At 73.9% G+C, this 11,784-nt stretch carries 2 protein-coding genes; both read left to right on the top strand.

Translation table 11 applies throughout. The features are described from left to right. Positions 1–3,417 (top strand): condensation domain-containing protein (locus tag ABZ385_RS29205; RefSeq protein ID WP_358913807.1); only part of this gene is annotated, 3,417 nt, incomplete at its 5' end. 50 nt (positions 3,418–3,467) lie between these two features. After that, positions 3,468–11,783 carry an SDR family NAD(P)-dependent oxidoreductase gene (locus ABZ385_RS29200; RefSeq protein WP_358913806.1) on the top strand — a complete coding sequence of 2,772 codons (8,316 nt, stop codon included), beginning with the start codon at positions 3,468–3,470 and terminating at the stop codon, positions 11,781–11,783. Position 11,784 lies beyond the last annotated feature (1 nt).

Here is an 11,784-nt window from a genome sequence, read left to right as displayed (position 1 = left end):
GCGAGTCCGATCGGTCACCGCATCCCGGATCTGCGGATCTATGTCCTGGACGAGCGTGGTCGGCCGGTTCCGGTCGGTGCCGTGGGTGAGTTGTATGTGGGTGGTGAGGGCGTGGCGCGGGGTTATCTCAACCGCCCCGAGCTGACGGCTGAGCGGTTCGTGTCGGATCCCTTCCGGGGTCGTGGCGGGGCGCGGATGTACAAGACGGGTGATCTGGTGCGGCAGTGGGCGGACGGGTCCCTGGAGTACCTGGGCCGCAACGACGATCAGGTCAAGATCCGTGGCTTCCGCATCGAGCTCGGGGAGATCGAAGCCGCCCTCGCCGGACACGAAGCGGTCTCCCACGGCGTCGTCGTCCCGCGCGGCTGTGACGACAACCGTGCGCTCGTCGCCTATGTGAGCCCGACGCCGCAGTGGCTCGACGACGCCGCCCGCGAGCAGAACGCCACGCTCCTCGATCAGTGGCAGCGGGTCTTCGAGGACCAGTACGCGGGGACCGGTGACGAAGCCGCCGACGACCTCAACCTGGTGGGCTGGGACAGCAGTTACACAGGCCTGCCCGTGCCCGAAGCCGGCATGCGCGAGTGGATCGACGGCACCGTCCGGCGCATCGCCGAGCTGCGGCCGCGGCGCCTGCTGGAGATCGGCTGCGGCACCGGACTGCTCCTGTTCCGCTACGCGGAAGCCTGCGAGGCGGTGCACGCCTTCGACCTGTCGGCGTCGGCGCTCGCCGACGTCCGCCGGGGAGTGGAGCGCCGAGGCTGGAGCCATGTCGCCCTGGAGCAGGGGGACGCCCTGTCGATGGCCCGCCTCACCGGGCAGACCTACGACACGATCGTGCTCAACTCCGTGGCCCAGTACTTCCCGAACCGGGTCTACCTGGAGGAGACGATCGCCCGGATGCTGCCTCTTCTGGAGGACGGCGGCCGCATCTTCATCGGCGACGTACGCAACCTCGACCTGCTCCAGGCCCACCTGAGCGCGGTCGAACGCAGCCGCGCCGCAGGCCTTACCACGGTGGGCGCGCTCGCCGAACAGGTGCGGCGCCGCCGCAGGCAGGAGAGCGAACTGCTGCTGAGTCCCACCTACTTCGCCCGCATCGCCGAGCGCTTCCCCGAAATCGGCGGGTACGACCTCATGATCAAGCGCGGCGTGGAGGACAACGAGATGTCCGCCTACCGCTACGACGTCGTCCTGACCAAGGGCATGGACACCCCGGCCGAACCCCTGACGTGGCTGGACGCCGACACCACCGAGCGGCTGCGCGCCCTCCTGGAGGACGGCGCCCCCGACCGCTTCGGTGTCAGCGGCCTGCGCAACCCCCGGGTCGCCGACGACGTGCGCGTCGGTGAGGGACTGACCCGCTGGTCGCCCTCCCACGAGGTGAGCCCGCTTCCCGGTGGGGTCCGGAGCACGGAGCAAGCCGCCGTGGACGAGTTGGAGGCCGTACTGCTGCGTGCCGAGGAGCTCGGCTACAAGGTGGCGGCCACCTGGTCGCAGGACCGTCCCGACGGCCTCGACCTGGTCTTCGGCCGGGACGCTCTGCCACCGGTCCGGGCCCGCGCGCCCTACCGCCAGGCGCACCTGGCGAACTTCCCGCGGATCGGCGACCTGGGCCCCTCGGTGGCCCGTACGCTCAAGGAGCACCTGTCCGCGCGGCTGCCGGAGTACATGCTGCCCAGCGTGTTCATGCTCCTCGAGGAGCTGCCCATCACCCCCAACGGAAAGGTCGACAAGCGGGCGTTGCCCGCCCCGGACGAGGGCGCCGTGGCCAAGGAGGCCTACGTCGCGCCGCGCACCAGGACTCAGCAGACCCTCTGCCGCGTCCTCGAAGAGGTGCTCGGGGTCAGCCGTGTCGGCATCGAGGACAGCTTCTTCGCGCTCGGCGGGCACTCCCTGCTCGCCGTCCGGCTCAACCTGCGCGTGCGCCGGGAGACGGGCCGCGAACTGCCGCTCCAGCTGATCCTCACGGGCGCCACCGTGACCGAGATGGCCGCGGCGATGGACGACGAGCCGCCTGCCGTCGAGGCCGTGCCGCTCGTGCCTGCCGTGCCCGTCGCGGAGGGCGAGGAGGTGCCGCTCTCGCTCCAGCAGGGCGACCTGTGGTTCCTCGGCCACCCGAAGCACCTGGACCCCTCGTACGACAACGCGCAGCTGGCCCACCGGCTGACGGGACACCTCGACCGCGACGCCTTCGCGCGCGCCGTCCAGGCGCTCGTCGCACGGCACGCGGTACTGCGCACCGGCTATGCGCGCCGCGACGGAAACGTCCTCCAGCGCGTCCACGACGCCGCCGGCTTCGAGGTGACCGTCACCGAACCGATCGCCGGGGACGACGCTCTCGCCGCCTGGCTGAGGGACGAACGCACCCGCCCCTTCGCGCCGGAGGGCCCGTACGCGGTGCGGATCCACCTGGTGCCGGTCGCGGACAACGAGCACGTCGTCGTGCTCACCCGCCCCTGGGGTGTCTTCGACGGCTGGTCGCTGACCATCGTGCTGACCGAACTCATGGTCCTGTACGGCGCGTCGAGCCGCGGCGAGGAGCCGGGTCTGCCAGAACTGCCGCTCCAGTACGTCGACTTCGCCCGCTGGCAGCGCGACGTGCTGGACGGCGCGATACTCGATCGTCAACGCGACTACTGGAAACGGCAGTTGGACGGCCTGCCCGCCTGTCTTTCGCTGCGCACCGACCACCCGCGCCGCCCGGTGAAGTCCTACCGGGGCGCCAAGGTCACGTTCGACGTCCCGCAGTCCGTGCTCGCGCGGCTCAGGCAGCTGGGCCAGGAGCACGACGGCACGCTGTACATGACTCTCCTGTCGGCGTTCGCCGTGCTCCTGGGCGATCGCGTGGACGACCGCGAGCTGGCTGTCGGCTCGCCCGTCACCAACCGGCCGCGGACCGAACTGGAACAGGTCGTCGGGTACTTCGTGAACACCGTGGTGATCCGCCTCGGTATCGCCCCGGACCGCGTCTTCACGGACCTGCTGGCCCAGGTCCGGCAGGTCACGGCGGAAGCCCACGAGCACAAGGACCTGCCCTTCGCCGAACTGGCCGGGGAGCTGGCGCCGGAGGCCGATCCCTCGTACTCCCCGCTGTTCCAGGTGATGTTCAACCTGGTGCCGAACCCGGCGGCCGAGGCGGGCGACGCGGCCGGAGCGGCGGACCTGGCCGTGAGCCCGGTCGCCACCGACCCCGGACCGGCGAAGTACGACCTCAACCTGACCGCCCTGGAGACGGACACCGGCCTGCGGGGCCAGCTGGAGTACAGCCTCGACCTGTTCACGCGGGACACCGCCGACCACATGGCGCGGATGTACGAGCGGCTGCTGCGGGAGATCGTGGCGGACCCCGCGGCGGACCTGGCCCGGCTGCGGTCGCGGGCGCGGACCGCCACCGAGGCGGACACGACCGCATGACGACGCACCCTCCCCACCTCGAACAGGAACGACCGGAAGAGGAAGCAGGCATGTCCACGAGTGATCCGGCCGAGCGGGCGGTCGCCGTCGTCGGCATGTCCTGCAGGGTCCCGGGCGCCGAAGACCTCGACGCGTTCTGGGATTTGCTGCGCGACGGCGTGGACGCCATCACCGACGTGCCGGCCGGCCGGTGGGACCTCGACGGGATCCCGGACGGGGCGCACGGCTTCGAAGGGGTGCGCCGCGGCGGGTTCCTGGACCGCGTCGCCGACTTCGACAGCGGCTTCTTCGGCATCTCGCCGCGCGAGGCCGAGGCGATGGACCCGCGTCAGCGCCTGGCCCTTGAGCTGAGCTGGACGGCGCTCGAACACGCCGCCGTCGTGCCGGAGACCCTGCGTGGCGCCAAGGCGGCCGTGTTCCTCGGCGCCACCGGCGACGACTACGCCGCGCTCGTCCACCGGCACGGCGGGGACGCCGTGTCCCACCACTCCATGGCGGGCCTGAGCCGTGGAGTGATCGCCAACCGCGTCTCCTACCAGCTCGGCCTGCGCGGCCCCAGCCTCACCGTGGACGCGGCGCAGTCCTCGTCCCTGGTCGCCGTCCACCTCGCCTGCGAGAGCCTGCTGTCGGGCGCCGCCACGCTGGCTCTGGCAGGCGGCGTTCACCTGAACCTGGCGCCGGAGGGCACGCTCGCCTTCGCGCGGGCGGGCGCCCTGTCCCCGGACGGGCGCTGCTACGCCTTCGACGCGCGCGCCAACGGCACGGTGCGCGGCGAGGGCGGTGGGATGGTCGTCCTCAAGCGCCTGTCGGACGCCGTCGCCGACGGCGACACCGTCCACTGCGTCCTGCTCGGCAGCGCCGTCAACAACGACGGCGGCGGCGAGGGCCTCACCGTCCCCGACGGCGAGGCCCAGCGGGAACTCCTGCACAGCGCCTACGCCCAGGCGGCCACGGACGCGGCCAGGGTGCGCTACGTCGAACTGCACGGCACCGGCACGCGCGCGGGCGACCCCATCGAGGCGGCGGCGCTGGGAGCCGTGCTCGGCCAGGACAGGCCGGACGCGGAGCCGCTCCTCGTCGGCTCGGTCAAGACCAACATCGGGCACCTCGACGGCGCCGCCGGCGTGATCGGCCTGATCAAGGTCGCCCTCTCGGTACGGAACGGAATCCTGCCGTCCAGCCTCAACTACGCCGAGCCCAATCCGGCGATCCCCATGGAACGGCTGCGGCTGCGGGTCAACGACACGACCGGGCCCTGGCCCGAGGGGCCGCGCCTCGCGGGCGTCAGCTCGTTCGGCGTGGGCGGCACCAACTGCCACGTGGTGGTGGGCCAGGCCCCCGCCGCGCCCACGGACGAGCCCGCGCGGGCCGAGCCGGCCGCGGTGCCCGTCATGGTGTCGGCCCGCTGCGGGGCCGCGCTGCGGGCCCAGGCAGAACAGCTGCACGCGCGCGTGGCGGCCGACCCCGAGCTGCGCCCCGTGGACGTCGGATACGCGGCGGCCACCACCCGGTCGGTGTTCGCGCACCGCGGCGTCGTCGTCGCCGCGGACCGCGCCGAACTCCTGGACGGCTTGGCCGCCCTGGCCGCGGGCGAGCCGTCGCCCCACGTGGTGGAGGGCACCGCGGGATCCGTGTCCGGCGTCGTCTGGGCGTTCCCCGGGCAGGGCCCGCAGTGGCCCGGCATGGCCCTGGACCTGTGGGACTCCCTGCCGGTCTTCGCCGCCCGGATGGACGCGTGCGCGCGGCTGCTCGACGACCAGGTGGACTGGCGGCTGCGGGAGGCGCTCGCCGACGAGGACGCGCTGCTGCGCATGGACGTCATGCAGCCCGCGCTCTTCGCGGTGCAGGTGTCCCTGGCCGAGGTGTGGCGCGCGGCCGGGATAACCCCCGACGCCGTGGTCGGCCACTCCCAGGGCGAGATCACGGCCGCCTGCGCGGCGGGGATCATGCCCTTGGCGGACGGCATGCGGCTCATGGTCGAGCGCAGCCGGGTCATCACCGACCGACTCTCCGGCCGCGGCGGCATGGCGCTCGTCGAGATGCCGGCGGCGGACGTCGAGGCGGCCATCGAGGACGCCGTGTGGGAGCGGGTCTCGATCGGCGCCGTGAACGGCCCGCGGGCGGTCGTCGTCTCCGGTCCGGTCGACGCCGTGGACGCGGTGGTGGCCGACTGCCGCGCCCGAGACGTGCGCGCCCGGCGCGTCCCCATCGACTACGCCTCGCACTCGCGGCACGTCGAGGAGATCCGCGAGGAGGTCCTGCGGGCGGCCGCGCACGTCACGACCCGGGACCGCGAGGTCGCCTTCTACTCCACCGTCACCGGCGGCCCCCTCGACCCGTCCGACCTGGACGCCGCGTACTGGTACCGGAACCTGCGCGAACCCGTGCGCCTGGAGGACGCCGTACGGGCTCTCGCCGCCGACGGGCACCGCGTGTTCGTGGAGGCCAGCCCGCACCCCGTCCTGACGATGGCCGTCCAGTCCACCGTCGACACCGTGGAGGGCGCCGCCGACACGGTGGTGCAGGGCACGCTGCGGCGCGCCGAGGACGGCGTGCGGCGCCTCCTCCTCTCCCTGGCCGCGCTGCACGTGCGGGGCGCCGACGTGGACTGGCGGCCGGTCTTCGACGACACCGGCGCCCGCGCCGTGGAGCTGCCCACCTACGCCTTCCAGCGCAGCACCCACTGGATCTCCGCCGAAGGAACCGGAGGTGCCGTGCGGCCGACGGCGGCGCCGGCGCCCGCATCGCCCCAGGACGCGTCCGACACCGGGGCACCCGCAAGGGGGAAGCGGGACCTGCGCGCGCTGATCCACTCCCAGGCGGCGGCCGTCCTCGGGCACACCGACCCGGAGGCGGTCGCCGCGGACCGCACGTTCAAGGAGACCGGCTTCGACTCGGTCACCGCGGTGGAGCTCAGCACCCGCCTGAGCCAGGCCACCGGACTGCGGCTCGCCACCACGCTCGTCTACGACCACCCCACCCCCCTCGCCCTCCTGCGCCACCTCACCGAGGAGCTCGCGGGCAACGCCCCGGGCGCCGCGGGGCCCGTACAAGGCCTCGCACCGGACGACGACCTGGTCGCGATCGTGGGCATGGGCTGTCGGCTGCCCGGCGGCGTGAGCTCTCCCGAGGACCTGTGGCGCCTGGTCCGCGACGGGGTGGACGCCATCTCGGCGTTCCCCGAGAACCGCGGCTGGGACGTGGCACCGGAGGCGACAGGGCAGGTCCGCAGCGGCGGCTTCCTGTACGACGCGCCGGACTTCGACGCCGACTTCTTCCGGATCAGCCCGCGCGAGGCCCGCGCGATGGACCCGCAGCAGCGGCTGCTCCTCGAAACCTCGTGGGAGGCCCTGGAGCGCTCCGGGATCGACCCCGAGTCCCTGCGGCACAGCCGCACGGCCGTCTTCATGGGCGTCTCCGACCAGTCGTACGTCCCTCCGCTGCACGAGACGTCCGACAGCTTCGGCGGCTACGCCCTGACCGGCGGTCTGCCGAGCGTGGCGTCCGGCCGCATCGCCTACACCTTCGGGTTCGAGGGGCCCGCGGTGACGGTGGACACGGCGTGCTCGTCGTCGCTGGTGTCGCTGCATCTGGCGGCGGCCTCGCTGCGGTCGGGCGAGAGCTCCCTGGCCCTGGCCGGCGGGGCCGAAGTGATGTGCACGCCCGGCATGTTCGTGGAGTTCTCCCGGCAGAAGGGCCTCTCGGCGGACGGCCGGTGCAAGGCGTTCTCGGACGCGGCCGACGGCACGGGCTGGTCCGAGGGCGTAGGTGTGCTCGTTCTGGAGCGGTTGTCGGACGCGCGGCGCAACGGCCACGAGGTCCTCGCCGTGCTGCGCGGCTCCGCCACCAACCAGGACGGCGCGTCCAACGGACTTTCCGCGCCGAACGGCCCCTCGCAGGAGCGGGTGATCCGCGACGCGCTGGCACAGGCCGGCCTGTCGGCGACGGACGTGGACGCGGTGGAGGCGCACGGCACCGGCACGACACTGGGCGACCCCATCGAGGCGCGGGCGCTCCTGGCCACGTACGGGCAGGGCAGGGACCCCCAACGGCCGCTGTGGCTCGGCTCGTTGAAGTCGAACATCGGCCATACGCAGGCGGCTGCCGGTGTGGCGGGTGTGATCAAGACGGTGCTCGCGCTACGGCACGGCGTGCTGCCGCGCACGCTGCACGTGGAGCGTCCCTCGCGGCACGTGGACTGGCGCTCGGGCGCGGTGGAGCTGCTGACCGAGCAGCGGCCGTGGCCGGAGACCGGCCGCCCCCGCCGGGCCGCGGTGTCGTCGTTCGGGATCAGCGGCACCAACGCGCACGTGATCATCGAGCAGGCGCCCGCCGTAACCGAACCCGCCTTGCTGACAAGGCAGTTGGCCCTGGAATCGCTTCCCGTGCCGGTTCTCGTGTCCGCCAAGACCGAGGCCGCGCTGGCCGACCAGGCCGCGCGGCTGCGGGAGCACCTCGCGTCCCACGCAGAGCTGCGCCCGCTCGACGTCGGCCGTTCGCTGGCCACGGCGCGCACGCCGTTCGAGCACCGGGCCGCCGTCATGGCCGCCGACCGTGACGACCTGCTCGCCGGTCTCGACGCGCTGGTCCAAGGCGCCGCGAAGGCACCGCGCTCGGTCACGGGAACGGCACGGGCCGCCGGCGGGCGCGTGGTCTTCGTCTTCCCCGGCCAGGGCTCGCAGTGGGCGGGCATGGCCGTGGAACTCCTCGATGCGGAACCGGTGTTCGCCGAGCGGCTGCGCTCCTGCGCCGCGGCGCTCGCGGAATTCGTCGACTGGGACCTGGAGGACGTGCTGCGGCAGGCTGCACACGCCCCGACCCTGGAGCGGGTCGACGTGGTCCAGCCCGCGTCCTGGGCGGTGATGGTGTCGCTCGCGGCGCTCTGGCGCGCGTACGGCGTCGAACCCTCAGCCGTCGTGGGCCACTCGCAGGGCGAAATCGCGGCCGCCTGCGTGGCCGGCGCCCTGTCGCTGCGCGACGCGGCCCGCGTGGTCGCGCTCCGCTCCCGGGCCATCGCCCGGGACCTGGCGGGACACGGCGGAATGATGTCCGTCGCGCTGTCCGCCGCGGAGGCCGAGGCCCGCCTGGAGCGCTGGCAGGGCCGCCTCGCGGTGGCCGCCCTGAACGGCCCGAACGCCACCGTGGTGGCCGGCGACGCCGAAGCGCTCGACGAACTGCACGCCGTCTGCCAGGAGGAGGGCGTACGGGCGCGCAAGGTCCCGGTGGACTACGCCTCGCACACCTCCCACGTCGAGCGCATCGAGAGGGAACTGGCGACGGCCCTTGTCGAGTTGAGCCCCGTGCCCGCCGAGGTGCCCTTCTACTCGACCGTGCGGAGCGACTGGCTGGGCGAGGACCTCGCGGACGCCGGCTACTGGTACCGCAACCTGCGCCGGACCGTGCACTTCCACTCCGCGGTGGCCGCGCTCGCCGAGCAGGGCCACGACACGTTCATCGAGGTCAGCTCCCACCCGGTGCTCACCATGAGCATCCAGGAGATCCTGGAGGACGTCGGGGCCGCGCATACCGCGGTGGTCTGCGGGTCGCTGCGCCGCGACGAGGGCGGCCCCACCCGATTCCTGGCCTCGGTCGCCGAGGTGTGGACGCGCGGCCTCGACATCGACTGGGAGCGGCTGTTCGCCGACGCGCCCCGGGCCGACCTGCCCACGTACGCCTTCCAGCGCACGCGCCACTGGCTCGACGCCACCGCCGACCAGCCGCTCCTCGGGAACGCCGTGGAGCTCGCCGACGGCGGGGGCACCGTCTGGACGGAGCGCATCTCGCTGCGGTCGCGGCCCTGGCTGACCGACCACCGCGTGCTGGGCAGGGCCGTGGTGCCCGGCACCGCCCTGCTCGACATGGCGCTGCGCGTCGGCCACACCGTCGACGAACTGACGTTGCACACACCACTGGTGGTGCCCGAGCGCGACGCGGTCCAGGTGCAGCTGACGGCGGCCGCGCCGGACGACGCGGGCCGGCGGTCGGTCCGCGTCCACGGCCGTATCCTCGGCGCCGCCGACGAGGCCTGGCAGCTCCACGCCACCGGTGTGGTCCGAGCCGCTGAGCCCGCGGACGCCGCCGTCGCGACGGAGGAGTGGCCGCCGCCGGGGGCTGTGCCGAAGGACCGCGAGGCCTGGTACGACGAACTCGCCGGGCGCGGTCTGGAGTACGGCCCCGCGTTCCGCAACCTGGAGCGCGTCTGGCGGCACGGCGACGACCTGCTCGCCGAGGTGGCGCTGGGCGAGGAGCCGGGGCCGTTCGGCGTGCACCCGGCGCTCCTCGACGCGGTGCTGCACCCGCTGGTCCTGGAACAGCCCGGCACGATGGTGCCGTTCTCCTGGGCCGGTGTCCGCCTCGCGCGCAGGGGCGCGTCCCGGCTGCGGGTGCGGATCTCGCCGCTGGGCGAGGGCAGGGCATCCCTGCATGTCGCCGACGGCAGCGGCGTCGAGGTGCTCTTCGTCGACTCGCTCACCCTGCGGCCCCTGGACGCCCGGCGCAGCGACCCCAAGCTCTTCCAGGTCCAGTGGCGCGAGATTGCCGCGCCCGCCGCCGTGAAGCCCTGGGATCCCGCGACGGAGGTGCTGCCCGTCACGCCGGCCGACACGGACGTGCCCACGGCCGTTCACGAGAGCGCCGAGCGCGTGCTGGGCCACGTACGCAAGTGGCTCGAGGAGAACGGCGAGGGCGCCTCGCGCCTGGTCGTCGTCACCCGGCGCGCGGTGGCCGTGGAGCTCGGCGACGACGTCGACCTCGCGGCGGCGACCGTGTGGGGGCTGCTGCGTCCCACCCAGACCGAACACCCCGGCCGGATCGTGCTCGTGGACGCCGACGCCGACGACGTCGAATCCGCCGAACCGGCCACTGACGTGCTGGCACGCGCGTTGGCGCTCGGCGAGCCCCAAGTGGCGCTGCGGGACGGCACGCCGTACGTTCCCCGGCTCACCCGCGGCCTTGTCCCGGCGCCCGACCAGGACCGTCCGGTCATCGACCCCGAGGGCACCGTGCTCATCACGGGCGGCACCGGCGGGCTCGGCGCCCTCGTGGCACGCCGCCTCGTGGCCGGGCACGGCGTACGCCACCTGCTGCTCGTCAGCAGGAGCGGCCGGGCCGCCGACGGCGTGGAGGAGCTGGTGGCCGAACTGGCCGCGCAGGGTGCGGCCGTCTCCGTCGCCGCCTGCGACGTCACTGACCGGGCCGCGCTCGCCGAACTCCTGGCGGACGTACCCGCGTCGGCGCCGCTGCGCGCCGTGGTGCACGCGGCCGGGCGGATGGACGACGCCGCGACGCTGTCCCTGGAGCCCGAGCGGCTGCACGCGGTACTGGCGCCGAAGGCCGACGCCGCCTGGCATCTGCACGACCTCACCGCGGGCCTCGACCTGACGGCGTTCGTCCTCTTCTCCTCCGTGACCGCCACGCTGGGGCTCGCGGGTCAGGCCAACTACGCCGCGGCCAACGCCTTCCTGGACGCGCTGGCCCACCACCGGCACAGCGCGGGCCTGCCCGCCCTCTCCCTCGGCTGGGGCCTGTGGGAGCAGCGCACCGGCATGACCGACCGGCTCGACGACGCCGACAGGCAGCGGATGCTCCGGATGGGCATGCGGCCGCTGCCGACGGACGACGGCCTTGCGCTGCTCGACCTCGTCCTCGCCGCGTCGGACCGGGCACACCTGGTGCCCGCCTGGCTCGACGCCGCCGCGCTCCGCGACACCGAGCCGCCGGCGCTGCTACGGGGGCTCGCCCCGGCCAGGGCCGCGCGGGACAGCAAGGCGCGGGGCGGCGCCGCGCCATTGCGGGAGCGGCTTCTCACCCTGCCCGAGCGCGACCGGGAGCTGACGGTGCGACGGCTCGTGCAGGCGGAGATCGTCGCCGTCCTCGGCAGGGCCGGGGCGGAGGAGGTGCCCGCCGACCGCGGCTTCACCACCCTCGGCTTCGACTCGCTGACGGCCCTGGAGCTGCGCAACCGCCTTTCCACCCTCACCGGCGTCACCCTCAGCGCCACGGTGACCTTCGACCACCCGAGCCCGGCTGCGCTCGCCAGGCACCTGCTGGAACGGCTCACCCCGAAACCGGCCGCCGCCGCGCCGCAGGCGGCCCCGGAGCGGTCGGCGAGCCCGCCCGCACCGGCGTCACCCCCTGACGGGCCCGCGGTCCTCGCCGACCTGGACCGGCTCGCGCACAGCGTGAGCGGCGTCGGGGACGACGGACTGCGGGCGGCCGTCACCGACCGCCTCATCGAGCTGCTCGGGGTGGTGGCCGTCGGACCGGATACCGACGGCCCGATGGAGGTGCCGCATGACGAGCAGATCGCCGCGGCCGACGCCGCCGAACTCTTTTCTCTGATCGACGATGAGCTGGGAAGGCCCTGAA

It is taken from the genome of Streptomyces sp. NPDC005898 (genome assembly GCF_040629635.1).
In the GTDB taxonomy this organism is placed as follows: domain Bacteria; phylum Actinomycetota; class Actinomycetes; order Streptomycetales; family Streptomycetaceae; genus Streptomyces.
This window is presented reverse-complemented; position numbering and strand designations above follow the sequence as displayed.